At 73.1% G+C, this 25,586-nt stretch carries 19 protein-coding genes; 7 read left to right on the top strand and 12 right to left on the bottom strand.

Annotated elements, in window-relative coordinates; translation table 11 throughout:
- Positions 1 to 27 precede the first annotated feature (27 nt).
- Entirely contained in the window at positions 28 to 2,361 is a 2,334-nt protein-coding gene (locus ACLQ27_RS03795) for a beta-L-arabinofuranosidase domain-containing protein (RefSeq protein WP_357497294.1), read from the bottom strand.
- Positions 2,362 to 2,685: 324 nt separating this feature from the next.
- Here ACLQ27_RS03795 and ACLQ27_RS03800 point away from each other — a divergent pair, with 324 nt between their 5' ends.
- The gene (locus ACLQ27_RS03800; RefSeq protein WP_425865604.1) at positions 2,686 to 3,735 is read left to right on the top strand and encodes a S66 family peptidase; all 1,050 of its coding nucleotides are present in this window, start codon (positions 2,686 to 2,688) and stop codon (positions 3,733 to 3,735) included.
- 108 nt (positions 3,736 to 3,843) lie between these two features.
- On the opposite strand, the gene ACLQ27_RS03805 is transcribed toward ACLQ27_RS03800, so the two are convergent.
- The 6 genes from ACLQ27_RS03805 to ACLQ27_RS03830 all read right to left on the bottom strand — a co-directional run bounded on the left by ACLQ27_RS03805 (position 3,844) and on the right by ACLQ27_RS03830 (position 11,175).
- Positions 3,844 to 5,583, bottom strand: coding sequence for an IucA/IucC family protein (locus tag ACLQ27_RS03805; protein ID WP_425865934.1), 1,740 nt, complete (start codon positions 5,581 to 5,583; stop codon positions 3,844 to 3,846).
- 101 nt (positions 5,584 to 5,684) lie between these two features.
- The gene (locus tag ACLQ27_RS03810) at positions 5,685 to 6,305 is read right to left on the bottom strand and encodes a GNAT family N-acetyltransferase (protein WP_425865605.1); all 621 of its coding nucleotides are present in this window, start codon (positions 6,303 to 6,305) and stop codon (positions 5,685 to 5,687) included.
- Entirely contained in the window at positions 6,302 to 7,579 is a 1,278-nt protein-coding gene (locus ACLQ27_RS03815; protein ID WP_425865606.1) for a lysine N(6)-hydroxylase/L-ornithine N(5)-oxygenase family protein, read from the bottom strand. The genes ACLQ27_RS03810 and ACLQ27_RS03815 overlap by 4 nt, the downstream gene beginning before the upstream one ends.
- Positions 7,580 to 7,605: 26 nt before the next feature.
- Positions 7,606 to 9,183: a pyridoxal phosphate-dependent decarboxylase family protein gene (locus tag ACLQ27_RS03820; protein WP_425865935.1), complete on the bottom strand. Its 1,578-nt coding sequence runs from the start codon at positions 9,181 to 9,183 to the stop codon at positions 7,606 to 7,608.
- Between the two features lie 95 nt (positions 9,184 to 9,278).
- Entirely contained in the window at positions 9,279 to 10,136 is an 858-nt protein-coding gene (locus tag ACLQ27_RS03825) for a siderophore-interacting protein (protein WP_357497302.1), read from the bottom strand.
- Positions 10,137 to 10,140: 4 nt separating this feature from the next.
- On the bottom strand, positions 10,141 to 11,175 hold the full coding sequence (locus ACLQ27_RS03830) for an ABC transporter substrate-binding protein (protein ID WP_425865607.1): 1,035 nt from the start codon (positions 11,173 to 11,175) through the stop codon (positions 10,141 to 10,143).
- A 157-nt stretch (positions 11,176 to 11,332) separates the two neighbouring features.
- Here ACLQ27_RS03830 and ACLQ27_RS03835 point away from each other — a divergent pair, with 157 nt between their 5' ends.
- From ACLQ27_RS03835 to ACLQ27_RS03855, 5 genes are read left to right on the top strand one after another with little or no spacing between them, the layout of a single operon-like run.
- On the top strand, positions 11,333 to 12,352 hold the full coding sequence (locus ACLQ27_RS03835) for a FecCD family ABC transporter permease (RefSeq protein ID WP_425865936.1): 1,020 nt from the start codon (positions 11,333 to 11,335) through the stop codon (positions 12,350 to 12,352).
- A 43-nt stretch (positions 12,353 to 12,395) separates the two neighbouring features.
- Complete coding sequence (locus tag ACLQ27_RS03840; protein ID WP_357497308.1) at positions 12,396 to 13,424, top strand: FecCD family ABC transporter permease; 1,029 nt, start codon at positions 12,396 to 12,398, stop codon at positions 13,422 to 13,424.
- Between the two features lie 23 nt (positions 13,425 to 13,447).
- A complete protein-coding gene (locus ACLQ27_RS03845) occupies positions 13,448 to 14,251 on the top strand; it encodes an ABC transporter ATP-binding protein (protein ID WP_357497310.1) in 804 nt (267 codons plus the stop codon).
- On the top strand, positions 14,248 to 16,302 hold the full coding sequence (locus ACLQ27_RS03850; RefSeq protein WP_425865608.1) for a penicillin acylase family protein: 2,055 nt from the start codon (positions 14,248 to 14,250) through the stop codon (positions 16,300 to 16,302). The genes ACLQ27_RS03845 and ACLQ27_RS03850 overlap by 4 nt, the downstream gene beginning before the upstream one ends.
- Positions 16,292 to 16,849 carry a GNAT family N-acetyltransferase gene (locus tag ACLQ27_RS03855; protein ID WP_357497314.1) on the top strand — a complete coding sequence of 186 codons (558 nt, stop codon included), beginning with the start codon at positions 16,292 to 16,294 and terminating at the stop codon, positions 16,847 to 16,849. The genes ACLQ27_RS03850 and ACLQ27_RS03855 overlap by 11 nt, the downstream gene beginning before the upstream one ends.
- A 101-nt stretch (positions 16,850 to 16,950) precedes the next feature.
- Here ACLQ27_RS03855 and ACLQ27_RS03860 read toward each other — a convergent pair whose 3' ends face one another.
- The 5 genes from ACLQ27_RS03860 to ACLQ27_RS03880 all read right to left on the bottom strand — a co-directional run bounded on the left by ACLQ27_RS03860 (position 16,951) and on the right by ACLQ27_RS03880 (position 24,213).
- The gene (locus tag ACLQ27_RS03860) at positions 16,951 to 20,661 is read right to left on the bottom strand and encodes a S8 family serine peptidase (RefSeq protein ID WP_425865609.1); all 3,711 of its coding nucleotides are present in this window, start codon (positions 20,659 to 20,661) and stop codon (positions 16,951 to 16,953) included.
- A gap of 236 nt (positions 20,662 to 20,897) precedes the next feature.
- Positions 20,898 to 21,506, bottom strand: a complete 609-nt coding sequence (locus ACLQ27_RS03865) for a bifunctional 4-hydroxy-2-oxoglutarate aldolase/2-dehydro-3-deoxy-phosphogluconate aldolase (RefSeq protein WP_357497318.1) — start codon at positions 21,504 to 21,506, stop codon at positions 20,898 to 20,900.
- Positions 21,503 to 22,240, bottom strand: coding sequence for an IclR family transcriptional regulator (locus ACLQ27_RS03870; RefSeq protein WP_357497320.1), 738 nt, complete (start codon positions 22,238 to 22,240; stop codon positions 21,503 to 21,505). The genes ACLQ27_RS03865 and ACLQ27_RS03870 overlap by 4 nt, the downstream gene beginning before the upstream one ends.
- 1 nt (position 22,241) lies before the next feature.
- On the bottom strand, positions 22,242 to 23,258 hold the full coding sequence (locus ACLQ27_RS03875; protein ID WP_357497322.1) for a sugar kinase: 1,017 nt from the start codon (positions 23,256 to 23,258) through the stop codon (positions 22,242 to 22,244).
- A gap of 94 nt (positions 23,259 to 23,352) precedes the next feature.
- Positions 23,353 to 24,213: a S1 family peptidase gene (locus ACLQ27_RS03880; protein ID WP_357497324.1), complete on the bottom strand. Its 861-nt coding sequence runs from the start codon at positions 24,211 to 24,213 to the stop codon at positions 23,353 to 23,355.
- Between the two features lie 170 nt (positions 24,214 to 24,383).
- Between ACLQ27_RS03880 and ACLQ27_RS03885 the strand changes: the two genes are divergently transcribed.
- Positions 24,384 to 25,559: a low temperature requirement protein A gene (locus ACLQ27_RS03885; RefSeq protein ID WP_357497326.1), complete on the top strand. Its 1,176-nt coding sequence runs from the start codon at positions 24,384 to 24,386 to the stop codon at positions 25,557 to 25,559.
- Positions 25,560 to 25,586 lie beyond the last annotated feature (27 nt).

Raw genomic sequence — 25,586 nt, forward strand, 5'->3', positions numbered from 1 at the left:
GACAGGCCGAGCCGCCGACGTGACGGTCTAGGCGTTGGCCACCAGCCGCCAGCGGTTGTCCGCGCTGCCGTTGTCGGAGTCCTGGACGGCCTGCGCGCCACGCGCGGTGGACCCGTTGAGGATGCCGAGCAGCTTGCCGCTGTTGACGTTGCGGATCTTGTAGGTGCCGTCGCCGTTGTCCACCAGGGTCCACCGGTGGTCGGCGGTGCCGTTGTCGGCCCACTGCAGGACGCGGGCGTTGTCGGCGGTGGACATGTTCTCCACGCCGAGGACCTTGCCGCTGTTGACGTTGCGGAACCGGACGGCGTTGCCGTCGGTCACCACCACCCAGTTGTGGTCGGCGGTGCCGCTGTCGTCCCACTGCAGAGCCAGCCCACCGTCCGCGGTGGACATGTTCTGGATGCCGAGCACCATCCCGCTGCCGACGTTGACCAGCCGGTGGCTGCCCCCACCACTGCTGCCACTGGTGTTCCAGTAGACGGTGTAGTTGAAGCCGTGGGCGTCCTGGAACGGCCCGAGGTTGACGGTGGACCCGTTCGCGGTGGCGGTGAACGCCAACGAGCTGGTGCTGGTCCGCGCGATGGACGAGACGTTGAGTGCCGGCGGCGCGCTCAGCGTGGTGTTGCCGTAGTTGCCACTGAGCACGCTCGGGCCGTAGGTGACGGCGGCGATGCTGGGGTTGTCGTTGGTCGGCTGCACGACGACACGCATCGGCAGACGCACCGTGATGGTGTCACCGGCGGCCCAGGTACGCGTGACGGTGGCGTAGCTGCCGGGCGTCGTGGTGACGGACTGCGCCACACCGTTGACGCTGATCGTCGCGCCGCTGGTCCACGCCGGAATGCGGACGCGGACGCTCCACGAGCCGCTCATCGTGCCGCCGAGGGTGAGCGTGGTGGTGTCGCTCACCGGGTACGTGGTGCTCTGCGTGACCGTGATCCCTCGCTGCGACCAGTCCAGCTCCGAGGGCACGAACAGGTTCACGGTGAGCGTCGTGCCGCTGTAGAAGTAGATGGAGTCCATCAACTTCGTGTTGATCTCCACGCCGGTGCCCTGGCAGCACCAGAACGAGTTGTAGTCGGTGCTCCAGGTGCCGCCACCCCACGCCGGGCCCACACCCCGCCGGCCGCCCGGCTTGAGCGGGGTGAAGTAGGTGATGTGACCGTGGCTGTCGGCCGGGTTCTGCGCGCCGATCAGGTGGTTGATCGTGGCGCGCTCGTAGTAGTCGAAGTAGTCGGTCCGGTTCGGGTCGAGCAGCCACAGCTCCCGCGTCAGCTTGAGCATGTTGTAGGTGTTGCACTGCTCGCAGGTGTCGTTGCTGAGGTATCCGGCGATCGCGTTGGGCGCCCGGAAGTGCTCGGCCTGGCTGTTGCCGCCGATGACATAGGAGTGCGCCCGGACGGTGATGTTCCACGCGTTGCTGGCGATGTCCCGGTAGCGGGTCGTCCCGGTGGCCTTGAACTCGCGGGCCGCGCCCACCCACTTGGGCACCTGCGTGTTGGCGTGCAGTCCGTTGAGCTGGTCGGAGTTGGAGGCCAGGGGGTTGAACACGGCGGCGTGGTCGAACCGCTGGGCGGTGGTGAGCCACCGGCTGTCACCGGTCTGCTGGTAGATGTCGGTGAGCACCTCGTTCATGCCACCGAACTCGGTGCCGAGCATCGACTGCATCTGGCTGGAGCTGAGCCGGGACGTGCGGGTGTCGACCCAGCCGGCGAGGGCCAGCAGCACCGTACGGGCCTGCGTGTTGCCGGTGTAGCGCCAGACGTCGAGCAGGCCGGCGAGCGTCTTGTGGATGCAGTAGTAGGGCACGTTGCCGTTGGACAGCGTGCGCGCTTCGAGCGCGGTGAAGTCGGACTCCGGGAAGCCGGAGAGGTATCCCGAGCCGAACCCGGCCGCGCCGTTGTTCGCCTGGCACTTGGCCATCTCGGCGACCATGTAGTTCGCCTTGTCCCGGCAGGTGGTGTCGCCCAGCACCGCGTAGGCCTGCGCCCACGCGGTCAGGAAGTGCCCCTGCATGTGGGTCCGGAACGGGAAGTTCGGCGCATCCCAGCCACCGTTGGTGGCGGCGCCGTTGGTGGAGAGCCGGTGGTTGGCGCGGAAGTTGTAGAGCATCCGGTCGACGTCGACGAAGCGCAGGTAGTTCAGGGTGCGGGTCTGGTTGTCGAGCCAGCGGCCGGCGGTCAGTCGCACCTGACCGAACTCGAAGGGGTAGGCGCCGACGCCGATGTCCGACCGCGCTGGCGGGACCTCGGCAGCGGCGGCGGGGCCCGCGCCGAGCGTCGTGGCTCCGGTGGCGGAGAGCACGGCGGTGGCGCCGGCGGCCTGCAGCACGCGGCGTCGGCTGAGGGGCAGGGACGACATGGGACCTCCAGATGAGCGCTACCGGCGACGGGGCGACAACCGGGCGGGACGGGCTCGGTGGGATGCAGGGGTCCGAACGTTAGCGTTCACATCCGTGTCCGGCATGTTACGGCCCACCGACCCAGGAATTCAAGATGATGACTGTAGTCGTACGCCGTACACCTCTGTACGAAGCCGGGAGGGCGGGTGCCGTGAAGGGGATACGGTAGGGCGTGCCACCTCGTGTTATCGATAACACCCAGCGAAGACGGCGAGGCCGGTGTCCCCGGGTCGGCGCACCCAAAACGGGATGCGCGCCGGTGGCGTCGCTGGTGGAATCTCGGGATGAAGCATGATCTTGTGAGTCCCCCGAAGGCACGACCGGGTGACCGCATCGCGGTCCTGTCGCCGTCCTTCGCCGCTGCCGGCGCCTATCCCGAGATCCACGAGCAGGCCATGCGACGGCTCGCCGACCTGACCGGCCTCGTCCCGGTCGAGTACCCGACCACCCGCACGGTCGGCGCGAGCGCGCAGGCACGCGCGGCGGACATCAACGCCGCATTCGCCGATCCCCGGGTACGCGCCATTCTCGCCGTCATCGGCGGCGAGGACCAGATCACTGTCATCCCCCACCTGGACGTCGATCTCGCCCGCGCCGACCCGAAGCCGTTCCTGGGCACCAGCGACAACACCAACCTGCACCAGTGGCTCTGGGGGCTCGGCATCGCGAGCTTCTACGGCGGGTCCTCCCAGGTGCACCTCGGCGCCGGTCCCGCCGTGGACGACATCCACGCCCGGTCGCTGCGGGCCGCGCTCCTCACCGGCGAGCGGTTGGAGATCACCGATCCGGGTGAGTCCGAGGACATCGGAATCGACTGGGCCGACCCACGGGCGTTGCAGTCGTTCGGCGAGCGCGAACCGACGGAGCCGTGGAGCTGGTACGGGCCGCGCCGCACGGCCACCGGCCCCGCCTGGGGTGGCTGCCTGGAGGTCCTCCAGTGGACCCTCACGGCGGGACGCTTCCCGTTTCCTCCGGAGGTCCTGCGCGGCGGTGTGCTGATCATCGAGACGTCGGAGGAACTCCTTCCCGCCCGCGAGGTCGGTTGGATCGTCCGCGCGATGGGTGAACGCGGTCTCCTCGGCGCCGTCGACGCGGTCCTGGTCGCCCGTCCCCCGGTCTCCGACCACACCCGCCGGCCCGCCGCCGAACAGCGGACGCGCCTACGCGAGGAGCAGCGCGACACGGTCGTCGACGTGGTGAGCCGCTACAACCCGGACGCGGTCGTCTGCGTCGGCGTCCCGTTCGGCCACACCAGGCCGCAGTGGATCCTGCCCCACGGCGGCCCGATCACCGTCGACGGTGTGGAGCGTCGGATCGTCGCCGACTACCGATGACGCGTCCCGACCGACGGACGGACCCCTAGAGCCGGCCGGGACGCGGATGACGCGTCAGCGGCCCGGGGCGTGGGCGACGCGTCAGCGGCCCGGGGCGGGGGCCACGCGTCAGCGGCCCGGGGCGTGGGCGGCCAGCGGATTCGTGAGGGTGCCGACGAACTGGAGGGCGGCCGACGGGTCCGTCAGGTCGATCATCTGCTGGTTGTCGCGCAACTGGAGGCGGTTGAGGCAGGACAGCGCGAACTCGGGGGCGAACAGGTCGTAGTGGCGGACCCGTTCGGCCAGGTGCGGCACCCGCTCGAAGTAGTCGGCGGCGCAGGTCGCGACGGTGCCCCAGAAGGCGTCCTCGGTGAGCGCGCCGGCCTCGACCAGCACCGCGCCGAGGTGCCGCAGGAAGCAGTCGACGACGTCGGTGAAGATGGTCAGCAGCTTGGTGTCGTCGGGCACGTCGACCCGGATCCGCTCCACCTCCGGCGGAAGCTCGACGTCGGCGCTGAGCACCGCGATCTCCTCGGCGATGTCCTTGAAGATCACCCGCTGGACGGTGTCGTGCTCGTCGAGGACCAGGATGACGTTCTCGCCGTGCGGCATGAAGGCCAGGTCGTGGGCGTAGAAGCTGTGCAGCAGCGGGGTCAGGTAGGCGTCCAGGTAGCGGCGCAGCCACACCTCGGGCGCCAGGGGGGACCTGTCGATCAGCGCCGCCGCCAACGAGCCGCCGTCGTCGTCGACGTGCAGCAACGAGGCCATCGTGGACAGCCGCTGCCCCGGTGCCAGGCCGGGCACCGGGCTCTCGCGCCACAACGCGGCAAGCATCTTGCGGTACGGGGAGGTCCGCTCGGTGGCCGCCTCGTACTGCAGGTGCCGGTAGCCGACCGCGGCCCGCTCCCGGATGACGGTCAGGCCCGACCCGGTCAACACCTCGTCGCCGGCGATCAGGTCGGCCAGCCAGTCGTTGATGGCGGGGGTGGCGGCCATGTACGCGGCCGACAGCCCGCGCATGAAGCCCATGTTCAGCACCGACAGCGCCGTCTTGACGTAGTGCCGGCGCGGCTCGGTGACGTTGAAGAAGGTGCGGATGGACTGCTGCGCCAGGTACGAGTCCGGCCCGGGACCGAGGTGCACCAGCCGACGTTGGGCCAACTCCCCCGCGAACGTCACGGCCAGCTTGTTCCACCACTGCCACGGGTGCGCCGGGATGAGGTGGTAGTCGGCGAGGTCCAGGCCGAGATCGGCCATCGTGGCGGCGAACCGGGCCCGGGTCTGCGCGTCCAGCTCACCGGCGATGAGCGTGTCGTAGTCCAGGTCGGCGGCGCTGCTGAACGTCGAGTGGTCCCGGTGCGCGGCCAGCCACTCCAGGCGTACCGGCGCGGCGGCCTCGGGGGCGTACCTGTGGTACTCGTCGACGCCGAAGCCGAGCCGGCCGTTGTTGGCCACGAAGCAGGGATGCCCCTCGGTCATCGACGTCTCGATGGTCTGGAAGTCCGCCCCGGCCAGCTGGGCGGCGCTCGGCAGAGACCGGGCCAGCTTGTACGCCGTACCGGCGAGGGTGGAGGTGATCTCCTCCAGATAGACCGGGAGCACCCGCGCGGACAGGCCGAGGGTGCCGCGCAGCTCGACGATCAGGTCCACGGCGTCCGGCGCCAGCGCGGCGCCGTCCCGGTGCCGGGTGATGCTGTCGGCGTCGACCTGCCAGTGGGCCAGGGCGAGCACCCGGGCGACGAACCGGTACGTGACGGCGCCGTCGTCGCTGCGGACCTCGTACCACTGCCTGTCGTCGGGGCCCGGCACCGGCTCCGGGGTGAGCAGCCGTTCGTGGGCGAACTCGGCGAGCGCCTTGCGGACCAGCATCCGGTTGGCCCGCGCCCAGCGCTGCGGGGTGAGGTGCGCGACCGGGTCGCCGGGGGCGGCGTGGCCGGCGACGGTCGGCGGGGTGGGGACGGCGGTGGTGGTCACGCCGGGGCTCCTTCTTCTCGGGTGGCGGCAGCAGGATCGGCGGCGGTGGTGGGCCCGGCGTGGCCGGCGGCGGCCTCGAACCGGGCGCGGGTGCAGACGCTGAGCAGCGCGTCCTTCTCCGGCTTGGCGATCGGGCCGACCACCTCGAAGCCGACGGCGGCGTTGAGGGCGTGCACTGCGGTGTTGCGGACGTCCGGCTCGACCACCACCCGCCGGGTCGCCGGGTCGGCGAAGAGCCACGCCATGACGGTGCGGATCACGGCGCGGGTGAAACCGTGCACGGGAGCGCCGGCGGGTGCGCACAGGAAGTGCATGCCCACGTCGCCGGGCTGGTGGTCGTACAGGCCGACCAGTTCGACGTGGGCCGGGTCGTAGCGCTCGGCCAGAAAGGCCGGGCTCCCCCGCCACAGGCCGAGGTACGCGTCGTGGTGCGGGTGCGCGGCGATGCGCCGGTACTCCTCGATCACCTGCGCCTCGTCGGCGTCCTGCATCAGCCAGAACGCCGCCTTCGGGTGGGTCACCCAGCCGTGCAGCAGCGGGGCGTCGGCCTCCGGATCGAGGGTACGCAGGGCGAACGCGCCGAGCCGGTCGTCGACGCGGGTGAAGACCACGCTCACGAGATCACCCCGAATTCCTGGAAGGTGATGCTCTTCTCGATCGGGTAGTGCTCCCGGCCGAGCAGCTCGCGGATGATCCAGGAGTTGCGGTACGCGCCCATGCCCAGATCCGGTGAGGTGATGCTGTGCGTGTGGGTGCCCGCGTTCTGCAGGAAGATGCCCCGCCCGCTGTGGTCGATGCTGTAGTTGCGGGCCACGTCGAAGCGGCCGTGCGCGTCCCAGCGGATCCGCTCGCGCACCGGGGCCAGGAACTTCGGCACCCGGTAGTGGTAGCCGGTGGCCAGCACGAGCCCCTCGGTACGCAGGGTGAAGTCCCGCTCCTGCTCCACGTGCCGCAACCCGAGCGTGTACTCCCCGTCGCGGTGGGCGGCGTCGACCAGTTCGGTGTTGGTCAGCAGCCGGGTGCGCGCCGGCCCGTCGACGCTGTGCGCGTAGAGCAGGTCGAAGATGTCGTTGATCAGGTCGGCGTTGATCCCCTTGAACAGACCCTTCTGCTCGGCCTCCAGCCGGTAGCGGGTCGCCTCGGGCAGCGCGTGAAAGTAGTCCACGTAGTCCGGTGAGGTCATCTCCAGCGTCAGCTTGGTGTATTCGAGCGGGAAGAACCGGGGCGAGCGGGTGACCCAGTTCAGCTGGTAGCCGTACCGGTCGAGGTCGCCGAGCAGGTCGTGATAGATCTCGGCGGCGCTCTGCCCGCTGCCTACCACGGTGATGCTGCGCTTGGTACGCAGCGCGTCCCGGTGCTCCAGGTAGCGCGAGTTGTGCACGGCGTCCCCGCTCAGCCCGGCGACGGCGGCCGGCAGGTGCGGCGGAGTGCCGGTGCCGAGCACCAGGTGCCGGGCGCGGTAGGTGACGGTCTCGGACCCGCCAGTGGTGGCCCGCACCACGTACCGCTCGTCGGCGCTGTCGTACTCCACTGTGGTCACCGTCTGACCGAAGCGCAGGTTCGGCAGCTTCGCCGCCGCCCACCGGCAGTACGCGTCGTACTCGCTGCGCAGCGGGTAGAAGCTCTCCCGGATGTAGAACGGGTAGAGCCGGCCGATCCCCTTGAGGTAGTTGAGGAACGAGTACGGCGAGGTCGGGTCGGCGAGGCTGACCAGGTCGGCGATGAACGGGGTCTGCAACCGGGCCGACTCCAGCAGCATGCCCGGGTGCCAGGCGAGGCTCGGACGGGCCTCCAGGAACACCCCGTCCAGCTCGTCGATCGGCGCGGTGAGGCAGGCCAGGCCCAGGTTGTACGGGCCGAGCCCGATGGCGACGAAGTCGTGGGTGGACATCTTCTTCTCCAGGCGCGGGTTAGGGGTCAGCCGACGGGGCAGGTCAGGTCGGCGGCGAGGGTGTCGCGCACGTACCGGGTGGCGTGGCCGGCGATCAGTTCGAGCACCTGGCCGACGTCGTCGACTGTCGTGGCCGGGTTGAGCAGCGTGAACTTGAGGAAGTGCCGGCCGTCAACCCGGGTGCCGGCGACCACGGCGAGGCCGGAGGCGGCCAGCGCCTCCCGGGCGTACAGGTTGGCGGCGTCGGCCAGCTCGCGGCCCGGGCCGGTGGGCAGGTAGCGGAAGACCACGGTGCTCAACTGCGAGGGGGTCTCCACCTCGAAACGCGGGTCCTCGCTGACGAGCTGCCACGCCACGGCCGCGGTGTCGACCACCTCGTCGAAGAGCGCGCCGAGCGCGTCCGGGCCCATCACCCGCAGGGTCAGCCAGAGCTTGAGCGCGTCGAACCGCCGGGTGGTCTGCAGGCTCTTGTCGACCTGGTTGGGGATCTGCTGCTGCACCATCCGCGCCGGGTTGAGGTAGTCGGCGTGGTACGTGGCGTGCCGCAGCGCCCGCCGGTCGCGGACCAGCAGGGCGCTGGAGCTGACGGGCTGGAAGAACGACTTGTGGTAGTCGACGGTCACCGAGTCGGCCCGCTCGATGCCGTCGAGCAGGTGCCGGCGCGTCGACGAGACGAGCAACCCGCAGCCGTACGCGGCGTCGACGTGCAGCCAGACGCCGGCCGCCGAACAGATCCCGGCCAGCTCGGCCAGGGGGTCGATGGAGCCGAAGTCGGTGGTGCCGGCGGTGCCGACGACGGCCATCACGACGAGTCCGGCCTGCCGGCACCGGGCGATCTCGTCGTGGACGGCGGCGGGCTGGATCCTCCGCTGCGCGTCGGTGGGCACCGCGATCACCGCGTCCGGGGCGAGGCCGAGGAGCTTGGCCGACTTCTGCACGCTGAAGTGCCCGGCGGCGGACGTGAGCACACGCAGTCGGGGCAGCAGCTCCGTGCGGGCCGCCGGGGTGGTCGCGCCGGCGCACGCCTCCTCCCGGGCCAGCAGCAGCGCCTGGAGGTTGGACTGGCTGCCCCCGCTGGTGAACACGCCGTCGGCGTCCGGGCCGAGGCCGACCCGGGCGGCGGTCCAGTCGATCAGTCGACGTTCGATGAGCGTGGCGCCGGCGCTCTGGTCCCAGGTGTCCAGGGAGGAGTTCACCGCGCTCAGCACCGCCTCGCCGAGCAGCGCCGGGATGACCACCGGGCAGTTGAGGTGGGCCAGGTAGCGCGGGTGGTGGAACCAGACGGCGTCGCGCAGGTAGACGTCCTCCAGCTCGTCCAGGGCCGCGCCGGCGTCGCCAAGGGGCCGGTCCAGGTCGACGGTGCTCACGAGGGAGGCCAGCTCGGCCGGAGCGATGCCGGTGACGGGCCGGTCCACGGTGGCGACCCGGCGGGCGACCCGGTCGACGCCGTCGGCGATCGCCCGCCGGTACTGCTCGACCGAGCCGTCGTGCAGCAGCTGCGCCCGGGCCGCGGGCAGCGCGCCGGTCGGCACCGGTGGTGCGGCGGCTTGCGCCCCGGCCGGCACGGGCGGGTCGGTCTCGACGGGGTACGTCGGCACGGTCACGAAGATGTCCTCCACGTTCTCGACGATGGGCAGCCGGAACCCTCCCCCGGCGCGTCCGCGCCGGGGGCCGTGCTGCGTGTGTGGTGAGTCGCTACTCAGGCGGTGGCGCCGGCCAGCGCCTCGGCGCGCAGGTCCTCCTCGGACCGCCCGCGCCGCCAGTAGCCGGCGAAGGTCACCCGTCGACGGTCGAAGCCGCGCTCGCCGACCAGGTGCCGGCGCAGCGCCCGCACCGCGCCGGACTCGCCGGCGATCCAGGCGTACGGGGTGCCGGCGGGCAGCCGCGCGGCGCGCAGCGCGCTGACCAGCAGGTCACTGCCGGGTGCGGTGCTGCCGCGCACGATCCAGCGGATCTCCGCAGCGGCCTCGGTGGGCAGGTCGGTGATGTCCGCGGCGTCCGGGACCTCGATCCAGGCCCGCACCCGGGTGCCGGCGGGCAGCCAGGCCAGGATCCCGGCGGTGGCCGGCAACGCCGTCTCGTCGGCCGCCAGCACCACGAGGTCGGTGTCGTCCGGCGGGCGGAAGCAGACGCTGCGGTTGTCGTACACCGCCGGGCCGAGCAGCAGCACCCGGTCACCGAACCCCGCCAGGCTGGCCCACCGGGAGGCGGGACCGGTGCCGCCGTGGCCGACGAAGTCGATGTCCACCTCGCCGGCCGCCGGGCGGTGCTCCCGGATGGTGTACGAGCGCATGACCGCCCGGACGTCCGGCGGGAGGGCCCGCCACGCGCCGAACCAGTCCTCGCCCCGCTCGACCGGGACGACCGGGGCGTCCTGCCCGGGTTGCGGCAGGAACAGCGAGACGCTCTGGTCCCGGCCGCCGCCGGCGAAGCCGGTCAGCTCCGCGCCGCCGAAGGTGACCCGGATCAGCGAGGCGCCGACCTGTCGGGCCCGCACGACGTGCGCGGCGAAGAAGCGGTACTGCAGGGCGACGGGTTCGACGGTGCTGGTACTCATGGCGTCAGCTGACCTTCTTCGCGTTCCGGATGGCGGTGGCGAGGTTCTCCAGCAGCGGCGCGGCGCCGGCGTACGAGAAGCGGGGCACCGCGTCCCACGGGGTCACCTGGTTGGCCCGTACGGCGGCCAGCTGCTGCCAGGTCGGCTTGGCGGTGAGGTCCTTGGGTTGCAGGGCGGTGCTGCGGTTGTCCAGCAGGATCAGGTCGGCGGGGAACTTGCCGGCGTTCTCCCAGCTGAGCGCCTCGAAGTAGTCGCCGGCCTCGAGCTTGGTGGGGACCACGATGTCGACGCCCAGCTCGGCGAAGTACATGAGGTCGGTGCTGATCTTGGGGTTGGAGACGTAGAACAGGTCGGGGCTGCCGGAGCAGGCCATCACCTTGATGCCCGGGTTGGCCTTGACGGCCTGGCGGACGGCGTCGGCGGCGGCGTCGAAGCGGGTCTTCGCGTCGGTGACCTTCTTGGCCGAGAGGTCGGCGCCGAGCGACTGCGCCAGGGCGGCGTACCGCTCGATGGGCTTGGTCATCGGCACCCGGGCGGTGGTGACCGCCACGCTGGGCGCGAGCGGCAGGATCTTGTCCTTGCTCTCGTCCGGCACGTACCAGAGGGCGTCCGGGTCGTACATGTGGGTGACGAGCAGGTCGGGGCGCAGGGCCGCGTACTTCTCCAGGCTGAACTCACCCCACACGTTGCCGAGGATCTCGACGCCCTCGATGTTCAGGTCGCCGGCCTGCGGGTCGGCGGTGCCGTTGGCCCGCTTGGTCTCCCCGAACACCCCGACAAGCTGCTTGTCGAGACCGAAGTCGACCAGTGCTGCCGCCACTCCCGTGAAGGCCACCACGCGCGTCGGGCGGGCCGCCGCCTCGATCTTCTTGTTGCGGTCGTCGGTGAACGACCAGGGGCCGCCAGCGTTGCTGTTGCCAGCGGGCTTGGCGGCGTCATCCTTGCCGCAGCCGGCGAGCAGCGCGGCCAGCGTGGCGGCACCGCCGGCGGCCAGCAGGCCACGACGAGAGAGGCGACGGGCGGAGAGTGCATCGGGCATGGTGTCGTCTTTCGATCAAGGGAAGGTCGGGGTCGACCGGGACTGCGGGGTTAGGTTAGCCTAACCTCGCTTGTTGTCAACAGCGGTTCGCCGTGTCGCCACACCCCCGGAGCCCACACTGGACGCCACACCCACCGTCACCGCACCGGCACCCTCCGTGCCGGACCGGTCGACGGCTCCTCACCCCAAGCGACACCGGGCGGCCCGCGCCGCCGGCCTGCTCGGCGCCGTCGCGCTGCTCGGCGTGATCCTGGTGCTCAGCATCGCGGTCGGCGCGAAGTCGTTGCCGCTCGCCGACGTCTGGTCCGGGTTGCTGCACCGCGACGCCGCCGAGTACGCGGTGGTGCACCGGATGCGCCTGCCCCGCACCCTGCTCGGGCTGCTCGCCGGCACGGCGCTCGGAGTGGCCGGCGCCGTGATGCAGGCACTCACCCGCAACCCCCTCGCCGACCCCGGGCTGCTCGGTATCAACGCGGGCGCGTCGGCCGCCGTGGCCACCGCCGCCTTCCTGGGCGTCACCGCCATCGGCGGGTACGTCTGGTTCGCGCTGCTCGGCGCCGCAGTGGTCACCGCGCTGGTCTACGCCGTGGGCGGCGGGCGCGGCGCCACCCCGGCCCGCCTCGCGCTGGCCGGCGCGGCGCTCAACGCCACCCTGTACTCGTTCGTGAGCGCGGTCATGCTGCTGGACACCGCCTCGCTGGACCGGCTGCGGTTCTGGACGGTCGGTTCGCTGGCCAGCGCGGACTCCGCGACCGTGACCCGGGTGGCGCCGTTCATCCTGGTCGGCCTGCTCGTCGCGCTCGGCGCGGCCCGTCCGCTGAACGCCCTCGCGCTCGGCGACGACGCGGCCCGGGCCCTGGGCGCCCGACCGGCCCTGATCCGGGCCGCAGTGATCGTCGCGGTCACCCTGCTCTGCGGCGCGGCGACCGCGGCCTGCGGCCCGATCGTCTTCGTCGGCCTGCTGGTGCCCCACCTGGTACGCGCGCTGACCGGGCCCGACCTGCGCTGGCTGCTGCCGTACTGCGCGGTGCTCGCGCCGGTGCTGCTGCTCGGCGCCGACGTGCTGGGCCGGGTGCTCGGCCGCCCCGGCGAACTCCAGGTCGGCATGGTCACCGCAGTGCTGGGCGGCCCGCTCTTTCTGTGGCTGGTCACCCGGGGACGGGTGGCGCACCCGTGAGCGCGCGCACCAGCAGTCGCGCACGGCGAATGGGAGCCGCGAGGTGACGGTGATCCGTACCCCCGGTGGGTTGTCGGTCCGGTTCCGCCCCCGCGCCCTGGCCGTCGGTGTCGGCGCGGCGGTGCTCGCCGCCGGCCTCGGTCTGGTCGCGATAGGCAGCGGCGACTATCCGATGGGCCCGACCGACGTGCTGCGCACCCTGACCGGCGGCGGCAGCGCGGCGGAGCAGTTCATCGTGACCGAGCTGCGCCTGCCCCGGCTGGTCACCGCCCTGCTGGTCGGCGCCGCGCTGGCGCTGGGCGGCACGGTCTTCCAGTCGCTGGTCCGCAACCCGCTGGGCAGCCCGGACATCCTCGGCTTCACCCAGGGCGCGTCGACCGGCGCGCTGGTGGTGGTCGTCCTGGGCGGCGGCAGCCTGGCCCTGGCCGGCGCCGCGGTCGTCGGCGGGCTCGCCACCGGCCTGCTGATCTACGCGCTCGCCTGGCGACGCGGCGTGCACGGCTACCGGCTCGTCCTGGTCGGCATCGGAGTCGCAGCGATCCTCACCGGCGTCAACGGCTACCTGCTGACCCGGGCCCCGCTGATGGACGCCGCCCGCGCGGTGCTCTGGCTCACCGGCAGCCTGGACGGGCGGGGCTGGGCCAACGCCGGGCCGCTGCTCGCCGTCACCGCAGTGCTGGCGCCGCTGCTGCTCGTCGCCTGCGCCCCGGCGCTACGGATGATGGAGCTGGGCGACGACACGGCCAACGCGCTCGGCGTGCCGGTCCGCCGGCTGCGCCTGGTGCTGCTCGCCGCGGCAGTGCTGCTGGTCTCGTTCGCGGCGGCGGCCGCCGGCCCGGTGTCGTTCGTGGCGCTCGTCGCGCCGCACGTGGCCAAGCGGCTGACCCGGGCGCCCGGCCCGAACCTGCTGCCCTCGATGGCGGTCGGCTCGGCCCTGCTGGTCGGCGCCGACCTGCTGGCCCAACGCGCGTTCAGCGGACACCAACTGCCGGTCGGCGTGGTGACCGGAGTGCTCGGCGGCGGCTACCTGGTCTGGCTGTTGGCCGTCGAACGCCGGGCGGGCCGGCTGTGAACACCCCTTTCGAAGGAGCCCCCATGACATCCCGCCTCGGCGGCACCGCGCTGACCCTCGCCTACGACCGGCGCACCATCTCCGAGGATCTGACCGTGGCGGTGCCCGACCGGTCGTTCACGGTGATCATCGGACCGAACGCGTGCGGCAAGTCGACGCTGCTGCGCGCGCTGTCGCGGATGCTGCGCCCGAGCGCCGGCGCGGTGCTGCTGGACGGTCGGGACATCCACGACCAGCCCGCCCGCACTGTCGCCCGCACCCTCGGCCTGCTGCCGCAGTCGTCGATCGCGCCGGACGGGATCGGCGTCGCCGAACTGGTCGCCCGGGGCCGCTACCCCCACCAGGGTCTGCTGCGGCAGTGGTCGCGCGAGGACGAACGGATCGTCGACGAGTCGATGGCCGCCACCGGGGTCGCCGACCTCGCCGACCGGCCGGTGGACGAGCTGTCCGGCGGCCAACGCCAGCGCGTCTGGATCGCCATGGCACTGGCCCAGCAGACACCACTGCTGCTGCTCGACGAGCCGACCACGTACCTCGACATCGCCCACCAGATCGAGATCCTGGACCTGTGCGCCCGGCTGCACGAGGAGCAGGGCCGTACGCTGGTCGCGGTGCTGCACGACCTCAACCACGCCGCCCGGTACGCCACCCACCTCATCGCGATGCGTGACGGGCGGGTGGTGGCCGCCGGTGATCCCCGCGAGGTGGTCACCGCCGATCTGGTGGCCGACGTGTTCGGGCTGCCCTGCCGGGTCATCGACGACCCGGAGACGGGCACCCCGCTTGTCGTCCCCGCAGCCCGTCGACGCGCGACCGAGCCGGCATGAGCACGCGGCTCTTTCGCGACAGGTGGGGCGTGCCGCACGTACGCGCCGACGACCCGCTCGCCCTCGCGACGGCACAGGGTCGGGTGACCGCGTACGACCGGGCGTGGCAGATCGAGGTGGAGCGGCACCGGTCGGCGGGCACCAGCGCGGCCTTCCTCGGCGTCGACGCGCTCGCCTGGGACCGGTTCGCCCGCCAGGTCCGGCTCGACGACACCGCCCGCCGCTGCCACGCCAACCTGGACGCGGCGACCGCCGAATGGGTGGGCGCGTACGTGGACGGGGTGAACGCCGGCCTCGCCGCCGGGGCGGCCCGCGCGCCGGAGTTCGCCGCCACCGGCCTGACCCCGGGGCGGTGGGACCCGTGGACGCCGCTCGCGGTGTGGCTGGGGCACCACATCCTGTTCGCGGGGTTCCCCGGCAAGCTCTGGCGCGAGCACGTCGCACGGTGCCTCGGCCCGGCGGCGGTCGAGGTGTTCGCCACCGACGGGCCGGCCGTCGCCGGCAGCAACGGCTGGCTGCTCGCCGGTTCCCGCACCGCTACCGGCGCCGCGCTGCTCGCCGGCGACCCACACCGGATTCTGGAGGACCCGGGCGTCTACCAGCAGATCCGGCTGGCCTGCCCGGAGTACGACGTTGTCGGCCTGGCCGTGCCCGGCGTCCCGGGCATCGCGCACTTCGGCCACACCCAGGCGGTGGCGTGGGCGATCACCAACGCCATGGCCGACTACCAGGACGTCTACGCCGAGCGGCTGCGCCGGCACGACACCGGGGTGCAGGCGTTCGGCCCGGACGGCTGGCGCGAGGCGCACGTCCACGTCGAGACGATCGAGGTGGCCGGCGCGGACCCGGTCCAGGTGGAGGTGGTGGAGACCGACCGGGGGCCGGTGATCGCCGGCGGGCCGGACGACGAGACGGCGGTGAGCCTGCGCTACCCGCCCCGGGTGCGCGGCGAGCTGGGGTTCGCGGCGCTACCGGAGCTCCTGCGTGCCCGCACCGTGTCCGATGTGGACAACGCCCTGCGGCACTGGGTGGAGCCGGTCAACGTGGTGCAGGCGGCGGACACCGCCGGCGGGCTGCTGCACCGGGTCGCCGGGGTGGTGCCGCTGCGGCACCCGGACAACTGCCGCCGGGTGGTCCCGGCCTGGGAGGCCGCGTACGCCTGGCGCGGCTGGCACGCGCCGATGCCCCGCGCCGAGGTGACCGGCCGGGCGGTGATGGCCAACGAGCGGGGGCTGGCGGCGCCGCTCGGCGTCGAGTTCGCCGCCGGGCACCGCGCGCGCCGGATCACCGAGCTGCTCGACGCGGGCCGGGACTGGACGGCCACGCAGATGCCCGCCGTGCACACCGACACGCACCTCGGCTCGGCCGGACCGCTGCTCGCGGTGCTCGACGGGCTGGGAGGGCTCGGCCCCGCCGCCGCCGCGCTGCGCGACCGGCTGCTGCGCTGGGACCGCCGGATGAGCGCCGACAGCACCGACGCGGCGGACTTCGCCCTCCTGCGGGCCGCTGTCGTCCGGCGGATCGCCGCCCACCCGGCCCTGGCCACGCTGGCCGAGCCGCCCGCGTACCCCGAGGTGTTCGCGCCCTGGTTGGCGCTGACGCCGCGGGTCGGCTACGCGCTGGAGCACCTGCTCGCCGGCAGGTCGCTGCCCGGCGTGGACCCGGCGGCGGAGGTACGCGCGGCGGCCGAGGAGGTCGCCGCCGCGGCGGCCGGCCCGGTGCCCTGGGGTGACCTGCACCGGCTGGCGGCCTGGCGGGCGCTGCCCGACCCGGACGCGACACCCGGTCCCCGCCTCGACGGCGACCACGACTGCGTGCTGGCCACCTCCAGCGTGCCCGGGGTCACCCACGCGTGCTTCCGGGGGCCGGCCGCGCGGTTCGTCTGGGACCTGGCCCGCCGCCAGGACAGCCGCTGGGTGGTCCCGCTGGGCGCCAGCGGCGTGCCCGGCGATCCGCACCACGACGACCAGCAGCCCGCGTGGCTGGCCGGCGAACTGCTGCCGGTCACCACGGACTGGGACCGCCTCACCGAGGAGACCGATGAGCACTGACGGTCAGCACCACCGGCGCGACGTCCCCGGGTTCGGGGTGGTCACCATCCGCCCGGTGCGCCCGGACGAGGACGCCGACCTGCTGCACGGCTGGGTCACGACCGAGCGGGCCCGGTTCTGGGGAATGCGCGAGGCCAGCCGCGAGCGGGTGCGGGAGATCTACGCGTACCTGGATTCGCTCACCACGCACCACGCGTACCTGGCGCACCGCGACGGCGTGCCGGCGGCGCTGGTGCAGACGTACGAGCCGGGAGCCGATCCGGTCGGCGGGTGCTACGAGGTGCGCCCCGGAGACATCGGCGTCCACCTGCTCGTCGGGCCCCCGGGAAGCGTCGAGCGGGGTTTCACCGGCGCGTTGTTCGGCGCGATCCTGGAGTTCGTCTTCACCGACCCGACCCGACTGCGGGTCGTGATGGAACCGGACGTCCGCAACGACCGGATGCTGCGGCGGCTCCTGCGCAGCGGGTTCCGGGCCGGCCCGGTGATCGACCTGCCCGAGAAGCAGGCGCGGCTGCACTTCCTCGACCGCCCGGAGGGCACCGGCTGAGCCACACCGCCGCCGACTGAGCCACACCGCCGACTGAGCCCGCGACGACGCCGGCCGCCGACCGGGATGCGTGCGGCACCCCGACCGGCGGCCGGCCGCCCTCACCGCAGACCGAACGCCCGGGTGATGCTCTGGCTCACGGTGTTGCCGGCCGTGTCCCGCGCGCTGGTCCGCAGGCTCACGAAGCGGGCCTTCGCCGGGGCGTCCAGGGTGGTACGCCAACCGTCGCCGTGGCGGGTGAGCCGCGGCTTCTGCCAGGTCCTGCCGTCGTCGTAGGACACCTCGACGGTCACCGGGCCCACCGTGCCCGACACTCCGGGCAGGTGGGAGGCGACCACGGTGAGCGGCACCCGCCGCGACGCCGTACCGTCGCGGTCGATGGCCACCTGGTAGTCCAGCTGGATCATCGGCAGCACCTCCGAGGACTCCGCGCCGGTGGCCGCCGAGCGAAAGCCCCACTCGGTGCGGGTCTGCCGGGAGTACGGGTTGGTCCACGCCGCCCTGTCGTTCTCCACCACCAACCGGTACGGCAGCCGCTGCGCGGGCAGACCGCCCACCTGCAGGTACTCGGCGTTACCCCAGTTCAGCTCCTTGTCGCCCTGGTAGAGGGTGGTCCGGTTGACCATGTCGAAGTTGGCGTACGCCTCACCGATGTGCCCACCACCGTCGCCCCAGCCGGGCGCGGGCAGGTAGACGGTGTCCAGGTACCGGACCGGCACGTAACCCCCGCCCATCCGGGGCCGCTGGATCGGCCCGAACCACTCGACCCGACTCGACCGGTCCGCCGGGTAGGTGGCCACCGCCATCAGGTGCTGGCCGGTCTCACCGGCGATGAACGCGTCGTCGACCCACCGCTGGTCGGCGCTCACCCAGTCGGTCCGCCGGCCCTGCGCCGGGGCGGGCTCCTGGTTGCTCGACGCCCAACCCCGCCAGACGTCGGTGCGGAACTCCAGCGCCTTGCCCTGCCGGTAGTTGCGGAACTCCACGTCGACCCGGGCCAGTTGCCGCTTCGTCGGCCGGTAGGTGGGGTCGGCCGGCGCCGCGCCGCTCCAGTGGTGCGCCACGTCGTACAGGTAGGTCGTCTCCGGGTGCGAGTCGACGGTCAGCCGCACCGGGCCGCGCTCCAGCGCCGCGATGAGCTGGTCGCCCTCGTCGGCGCCGAGCGTCGCCACGGTCACCGGGGCCGGGCTCTCCGGGCTCCACGCCGCCTCGTCCCACGGTTGGAGCCGGCCGACGCCGTCGTTGACCACCAGCAGCAGCGTCGCCCCGGCCGCCGCGGCGGCCTGCGCCCGGGCGGCGATGTCCACGGTGTCGCTGCGCCGGACAACCACCGCCCGGTCCCGGACGGGGTGCTTCGCCAGCCCGGCCGCCGACGCGTCGGCGACGTACACCGCGTCCATCTGGCGGCGACCCGCCGGCAGTGCGGGGGTCGCCCGCTTGACCAGCAGATCGTCGTACGACCGGCCGCCGGCCGCCACGGTCAGCGCCGGCTGTTCCAGCCGCCACCGGGCGCCGAACTCGAACTCGCCGTCGGTGACGGCGCGGCCCGTCGGCAGCGCCCACATGCTGTCGTACGAGTCGTCGGGCAGCACCTGGCTCTCGGTGAGGCCGTTCGCGGTGGACCGGTGGATGTCCATCCGCAGCGCGGTGGCGGTGGCCTCCTGCGGCACCTCGGCGCGCACCTGGCGGGCGGCCCGCGCGTCCAGGGTGACGGTGCGGTCGGTGTTCAGGTTGACGTCGGTGAAGCCGAGCATCGCCATGCCCTTGGAGCGCGGCCCGTGCACACCGCGCACGTCGGTGGTGAGCCAACCGGACCAGTTCGCCACCGGCAGCCGCAGCGTCGCGGTGCCGCTCTCGGGCAGGTCAACGGCGGTGAACAGGCCGTCGGTGGTGAGGATGACCTTGCCGGCGAGCGGCTTGCCGTCCCGGTCCTTCGCGACAAGCGTCAGGTTCTGCCGCTGGCCCTCCTTGCCCGCCCCGATCAGGGTGCGACCGCGCACCGTACCGGCGCCGTCGGTGGCGATGATCGCGCCACTGACCTGCTTCTCGACCGGCAGCCGGTCGTACGCCGCGGTGAGCGTCACCGTCGCGGTGCCGGCGGCGGGCACGGTGACCGTGTCGGCCGACAGGGCGAAGAGGCCGGCCGGCGCGGTCGGCGCGTCGACGGACAACGTCAGCGTGATCGGCGTGCTGGCGGTGTTGGTGTAGGTGACCGTCCGGTCGACAGTCCCGCCGGGCTGCTGCGGCCACGCCTGGAAGCCGGAGTAGGCGCTCGGCGTGGCGAAGACGGTGGCGTGCACGGCGGCGACCGCGTCCACCCGGCCCGCGCCGGCCTGGTACGGGGTGTAGTCCGGGGTGGCCTTGACGGTGCTGACCAGCGCCTCCTTGATGCGCTGACCGGTCCAGTCGGGGTGCGCGGCGGCGACCAGCGCGGCCGTGCCCGCCACGTGCGGCGTCGCCATCGACGTGCCGCTCATCAGCGTGTAGTCCCCGGACCCGCGTACCTGGTGGGAGCGGGCGGCCAGGATGTCCACGCCGGGCGCGGTGATCTCGGGCTTGAGCCCACCGTCACCGGCGCGCGGACCCTGGCTGGAGAAGTCGGCGAGGTGGTCGGTGGAGTCGACGGCGCCCACGGTGAGCGCGGAGTTCGCCGCGCCCGGGCTGCCGATGCTCGCCGGGCCGCTGTTGCCGGCGGCGATCACGAAGAGCGCGCCGGTCTCGGCGCTGAGGCGGTCGACCGCCTGGCTCATCGGGTCGCTGCCGTCGGTGGCCTCACCGCCCAGGCTCATGCTGACGACCCGGGCCTTCTGCTCACGGGCGGCCCACTCCATGCCGGCGATGATCCACGAGTCCTGCCCGCTGCCCTCGCTGTTGAGCACCTTGCCGACGTGCAGCCGGGCGCCGGGAGCGACGCCCCGCTCGACACCACCGGACGCGGCGCCGGTCCCGGCGATCGTCGACGCGACGTGCGTCCCGTGTCCCTTGTAGTCGAGGATGTCGGGCTCCTCGGGCACGAAGCTGCTCGACGCGGTGATCTGCCCGGCCAGGTCCGGGTGCTCGGCGTCCGCGCCGGAGTCGAGCACCGCGACGTCGACACCGGCGGCGGTGTTGCCCCCGGCCCAGACGGCCGGCGCACCGATCTGCGCGGTGGACTCGGCGAGGTCGGCGTGCACCCGGCCGTCCAGCCAGACCTTGGCGATGCCGCCCGCGAGCGTCGGGGCGGCACCGGCGCGGCGGGCCGTGCCGGTGGTGAGCGCGCCCCAGAACTTCTCGGCGGTGCCACGCGGGCGGGTCAGCGCGGCGCCCCGCACACTGTCCAGCGGCCGGACCAGCTCGGCACCGTCCACGGTGGGCCGGGTGCGGGCGCGGGCCGCGGCGTCGGTGAGCGTCACGATCAGCGGCAACGCGTCCGAGTGCGCGTCGTCGTACCCGTCGGCGATGAGGTCGGTGACGTTGAACAGTTTGCGGTCCAGCAGACCGCCGGTGACGTACGGCAGCGCGGCGTCCGGGTAGACGTAGGTGTCGCCGTCGAGCACCGTACGGTGGAAGGTCGGCGTGCTGCCGTCCGGCCGGCGGACGGTCGAGACGGTGCTGCCGTCGGCCGCGGTCGTGACGGTGACGACGTCGCCGGTGATCAGGGTGACGGTGGACGCCCGGCCCGGCGCTGCCGGCGGCTGGCCGACGGGGCGGGCCGGGTTGTTCGGCGGGGCGGCCGACGCCCCCGTGCCGGGTGGGGTGAACCCGCCGGCCAGTGTGAGGGCGGCACCGAGGGCGATCAGCCCGGATCGGCGGCGCCTGGAAGACAGAGCCACGATGACCTCTTTGTGTCGAGGAGCGGTACGCAGCACAGCATCACGGCAACGCCCACCCCCCGTACCCCGCCGCCCCCAGGCGCGTTGACGCCATGACGCAACCCCGCCACCCCCTCCGCGCCCCTCCCTCCGCGCCTTCCCCCGCCGATCTTGCACTTACTGTCGTCGATCTATCCCGATTCACGGCTTTCGTGGGGACAGAAAGTGCAAGATCGGCGCGGGGAGAGGGGTGGGGGTCAGGGGTGGTGGGTGGTCAGTTTGGCCAGTTGGTCCAGCTGGGTCGGGTCTGCCAGGGCTGATCCGACGGCTGCCACGCGTACGCCCGCGTCGAGGAACGCGGCGGCGTTGCCCGCGTCCAGGCCGCCCGTGGCGACGAAGCGCAGCTGCGGCAGGGGGCCGGCCATGGCCCGGAACCAGGCCGGCCCGAGGGAGATCGCGGGGAACGCCTTGAGCCAGGTCAGGCCGTGCCGCAGCGCCTGCTGCGCCTCGGTGGGGGTGGCCACGCCGGGCAGGTGCGGCAGGCCCCGGGCGGCGGCGGCGTCGGCGACCGTGAGGTCCAGACCGGGCGCGACGGTGAAGCCTGCGCCCGCGTCGGCCGCCGCCGCGACCTGCTCGGCGTCGAGCACGGTGCCGGCGCCGACGATCCGGCCCCGCGCCGCGCCCGCCTCGACGGCGGCGCGCAGGGCGGGCACCGCGTCCGGGGTGGCCACCGGCACCTCCACCACGAGGATGCCGAGGTCCCAGGCGCGCTCGGCGAGCCGGACGGTCTCGGCGACCGGCAGGCCGCGCAGGATCGCCATCACCCGGGCACCGCCGAAGATGTGCGCGAAGTCCGCTGTGGTCATGGTCCACTCCATCCGAGGTCACGGGAGATCTGCTGGGTGGTGGCCAGCAGTCGGGGTAGCAGGCGGCGCAGGTCGGCGAGGGTGGCCACCACCGTCGGGGCGGTCACCGACACCGCCGCGCTGACCGATCCGTCGGCCTGGCGCACCGGCGCGGCCACACAGGTGATCAGTGGCTCGAACTCGCCGTCGTCGGCGGCCCAGCCCTGCTCGGCGACGGCCGCCAGCTCCGCGCGCAGGGCGGCCGGGTCGCAGATGGTGGCCGGGGTGTACACCCGCAGCGCGGCGCCCTCGACCAGCCGGGTCAGCTGCGGGCGATAGGCGAGGACCACCTTGCCGACCCCGCTGGCGTGCAGGGGCGCGGTGCGGCCGATCCGGGAGTACATCCGCACCTGACCACGGGCCTCGATCTTGTCCACGTAGACGAGGTCGTCGTCGACCAGCTGTGCCAGGTGGATGGTGTGCCCGCAGTCCCGGCCGAGCGCCGCCAGGTGGGGACGCGCCACCGCGCGTACGTCCAGGGAGTCCAGTGCCTGCTGCGCGAGGTCGATCAGTCGCAGGCCCACAGTCCAGCCGCCGTCGGTGCGGCGGGCGAAGCCGCCCGACTCGAGGGTCTGCAACAGTCGCAGCGCGGTGGACTTGTGCACGCCCAGGTCGGCGGCCACACCACCGAGCTGCGCGGGCTCGCGCGCCAGCAGTTCGAGCACGCGCATCGCCCGGTCGACGCCCTCGGACACCTCAGCCCTCCGCCGGCACGCGGGTCAGGTCGGGTGGTGACCAGGGGCCGTCGAGCAGCCGCTGAAACCAGGACCACTGTGGCAACGGCGCGTTGTCGCCGGCACTGCCCAGCGCCTGCGCGGCGACGAGGTGGCCGAGGCGCAGGCGCCGCTCCGGGTCGAGGTGGCGCAGCAGCCCGGCCAGGTAGCCGGCGGCGAACGCGTCTCCGGCGCCGACCGGTTCCACCACCGACACGCGGGGCGCCGCGACGATCACCGGTGCGGCGTCGCGGGACAGGGCGGTGGCGCACACCGCGCCGTCCTTGACGACCACCGTCCGTGGGCCGGGCAGCAGCCGGCGTACCGCGGCGGCGTCGGCGGCGCCCCAGAGGGCGTACGCCTCGTCCTGGCCGACGAAGACCAGGTCGCTGCGGTCGGCGAGGTCACGCAGCACCGGCGCGGCCCGCTCGGCGGGCCAGAGCCGCGCCCGGTGGTTGACGTCGAAGCTGACCAGCGCGCCCGGCAGCGGCCGGTCGGTCACCGCGTGCTCGACCAGCGCCCGGGAGGAGGCGGAGAGCGCCGGGGTGATCCCGGACAGGTGCAGCACCCGCGCGCCGGCCAGCCGTGGGTCGGCCAGCGCGCTCGCGTCCATCCGGGACGCGGCCGAGCCCGCCCGGTAGTAGTGCACGGCGGTGCTCGTCGGGCCCGGATCCTTGAGGTAGAGGCCGGTCGGGGCGGCCGGGTCCACACCCACCAGGTCGACGCGGACGCCGGCGTCGGCGACGTGTCGGACGACGGCTCGGCCGAAGGGGTCGTCGCCGACGCGGCTCACCCAGGTCGTCCGGTGGTCGAGGCGGGCCAGGTAACCGGCCACGTTGGACTCCGCGCCGCCGACCGAGACGGCGACCCGCCCGGCGTGCTCCAGCGGCTCGCCCGGCGGTGGGCACAGCACGACCATGGTCTCCCCCACCGTGACGACCTCGGCCGGCGGGGAGCCGGCCGGGGCGGCAGCGGGGTCGGGTCGGGGCTTGCTCGACATGGCGGCACACGTCCTCGGGGAAGGGTCCGGGGCGCCGCCGAGCCTAGGCGCGTTGTGCCAGCCGAGCAACCCGTTGCGCTGAGCGCAACGCAGGTCAGGGCAGGGTCAGCCCGTACGCGGCCAGCACCTCGGCGATGGGCTGGTAGTAGGTGGTGCCGCCGGAGGTGCAGTTGCCGCTGCCCCCGGAGAGGATGCCGAGGATGGTGCCGGTGGACGCCACGTACAGCGGGCCGCCGCTGTCCCCCGCCTCGGCGCAGATGTTCGTGCGGATCAGGCCGTAGATCACGCCGGTGGCGTAGTTGACGGTCTGGTTGAGGCCGGTGACGCTGCCGCAGCGGACCCCGGTCGTGACGCCGCTGCGGCACACCGCCTGACCGACGTACGCGGTGCCGGGGCCGTTGATGGTGAGCAGCCCGGGATAGGTGTAGACGGCGCTCGGGTGGGCGATCCGGCCGGTGTAGCGGATCAGCCCGTAGTCGTCGCCGGGATAGCTGGTGGCGGTACGGGTGCCGAGGACCGTGGTCTGCGCGCTGTCGGCGTACCAGGTGGCGGCGGCGGTGGTGCAGTGGCCGGCGGTGATCACGTAGTAGGTGCTGCCGCTGCGCGCGTTCGCGCCGAGCGAGCAGCGCGCGCCGCCGCCGTAGATGCCCTGCCCACCGGCGATCAGGGGACGCAGCGTTCCGGGCTCGTGGCGCAGCAGCGCACCGGCCCGGTCGGCCACCGCCCGCAGCACGGTCAGCTCGCCGGGGGCCACGGTGTCGTCGACGGTGACTGTCATCCGGCCGGTTGCGGGGTCGAGGCCCCAGGCGGTGCCCGCGGTGCGTACCCCGGTCAGCAGGGCGGCCGGGTCGGCGGCGGGCGCGGCGGCCCGGTCGGGGACGGCAGCCTGCGCCGCGCCGGGCGCGACGAGCAGCAGGACGGTCAGGACGAGGGCGACCAACGGGGAGCGGCGCATCCGAACCTCCGAAGAGATCGAGATTGATGGATGCGGTAAAGCATCGCCCGGCGTCCGACGCCGAGGCAACCTCCGGTCGTCCTCTTCCCCGACCGGTGGGAATCGCCGATCCCGGGACGACCCGCGCCAAGGCCGCCGATAATCCTCGAAGACACGGCGGGAGGCCGGGCATGACCACCGGAGGCACCGGGGCGCTGGTACGCCGGCTGGACGGGTCGACCCGGGCCACGCTGCTGGAACTGCTCTTCGACGTGGTCTTCGTGGCCGCGCTCGCGCAGACCTCGAAGCTCCTCGCCGACCAGGAGTCCTGGGCCCACAGCGGCGCGGCGTTGCTGATGCTGACGGCCATCTGGTGGACCTGGTCGGTCACCACCACCACCACCGAGTTCTACGACCCGCAGCAGCGCCCCATCCAGGCCATCCTGATGATCGCCATGGTCGGCTCGGTGGGGATGGCGGCATCGCTGCCGATGATCACCACCGGGCAGGCGATGGTCTTCGCGCTCGCCTACGTCGGCACCCACGTGGTACGCGGCATCGTCCTGGTCAGCACGTTGTACCGGCAGCAGCACCACGCGGCCATGGCGCGCGCCACCCGGTTCCTGTTCTGGTTCCTGGTGTCCGGTGTCCTCTGGATCATCGGCGCGCTGGCGGAAACCGCGCGGTGGTGGATCTGGATCATCGCGATCGCGATCGACCTGCTCTCCGCGGCGGCGCGCTATCCCACACCGCGGCTCGGCCGGGTGCCGCTCGACCAGTACAACCGGACCACGGCACACCTGGGCGAGCGGTACCAGCAGTTCGTCATCCTGGCCCTCGGCGACATCATCCTGGTGCCCACCCTGGAGGTCAGTCGCAGCGAATTCGACCGCCTCCGGGTCACCTCGCTGCTCTGCGCGTTCGCCATCATGCTGCTGCTCTGGCAGATCTACGTCTTCCGAGCCGGCGAGTTGCTCGAGACCGCTGCCGCGTCGGTGCCCGGCAGGTCCACCCGGATCGCTCCGTACACCCATCTGGTGCTGCTGGTCGGCGTGGCCGTCACGGCGGCCTCCTTCGACCTGGTCGTCGACCGGCCGACCGGACCGACCCCGGCACGGTGGCTGATGCTGATCATCGGCGGACCGCTGGTGTTCGTGCTCGGCCGCGCGCTGTTCACCTACCTGCTGTCCTCACACGTGCCGTGGCGGCGAGTGGCGACGCAACTGCTGCCCCTGTTGCTGCTGCCCTGGGCCGGCGGCTGGCCACCGGTGCTGGTCACCGCGATCGTGGCCCTCGCGCTGGCCGGGCACGTCCTGATCCCCGGTGCCGGCGACCGGGAAACCACGCGCGGGCTCCGACCACGATGACCCGCCGGGCCGGACGACCCTCGTCGG

It is taken from the genome of Micromonospora sp. DT63 (assembly GCF_049841615.1).
Classification (GTDB): domain Bacteria; phylum Actinomycetota; class Actinomycetes; order Mycobacteriales; family Micromonosporaceae; genus Micromonospora.

Excerpts from the sequence above, each read along its gene's own strand:
- ACLQ27_RS03865 (WP_357497318.1), bottom strand. The coding sequence starts at position 21,506 with ATGACCACAGCGGACTTCGCGCACATCTTCGGCGGTGCCCGGGTGATG.
- ACLQ27_RS03850 (WP_425865608.1), top strand. The coding sequence starts at position 14,248 with ATGAGCACGCGGCTCTTTCGCGACAGGTGGGGCGTGCCGCACGTACGC.
- ACLQ27_RS03855 (WP_357497314.1), top strand. The coding sequence starts at position 16,292 with ATGAGCACTGACGGTCAGCACCACCGGCGCGACGTCCCCGGGTTCGGG.
- ACLQ27_RS03800 (WP_425865604.1), top strand. The coding sequence starts at position 2,686 with ATGAAGCATGATCTTGTGAGTCCCCCGAAGGCACGACCGGGTGACCGC.
- ACLQ27_RS03845 (WP_357497310.1), top strand. The coding sequence starts at position 13,448 with ATGACATCCCGCCTCGGCGGCACCGCGCTGACCCTCGCCTACGACCGG.
- ACLQ27_RS03815 (WP_425865606.1), bottom strand. The coding sequence starts at position 7,579 with ATGTCCACCCACGACTTCGTCGCCATCGGGCTCGGCCCGTACAACCTG.
- ACLQ27_RS03805 (WP_425865934.1), bottom strand. The coding sequence starts at position 5,583 with ATGCTGGTCCGCAAGGCGCTCGCCGAGTTCGCCCACGAACGGCTGCTC.
- ACLQ27_RS03830 (WP_425865607.1), bottom strand. The coding sequence starts at position 11,175 with ATGCCCGATGCACTCTCCGCCCGTCGCCTCTCTCGTCGTGGCCTGCTG.
- ACLQ27_RS03795 (WP_357497294.1), bottom strand. The coding sequence starts at position 2,361 with ATGTCGTCCCTGCCCCTCAGCCGACGCCGCGTGCTGCAGGCCGCCGGC.
- ACLQ27_RS03825 (WP_357497302.1), bottom strand. The coding sequence starts at position 10,136 with ATGAGTACCAGCACCGTCGAACCCGTCGCCCTGCAGTACCGCTTCTTC.
- ACLQ27_RS03875 (WP_357497322.1), bottom strand. The coding sequence starts at position 23,258 with ATGTCGAGCAAGCCCCGACCCGACCCCGCTGCCGCCCCGGCCGGCTCC.
- ACLQ27_RS03885 (WP_357497326.1), top strand. The coding sequence starts at position 24,384 with ATGACCACCGGAGGCACCGGGGCGCTGGTACGCCGGCTGGACGGGTCG.
- ACLQ27_RS03880 (WP_357497324.1), bottom strand. The coding sequence starts at position 24,213 with ATGCGCCGCTCCCCGTTGGTCGCCCTCGTCCTGACCGTCCTGCTGCTC.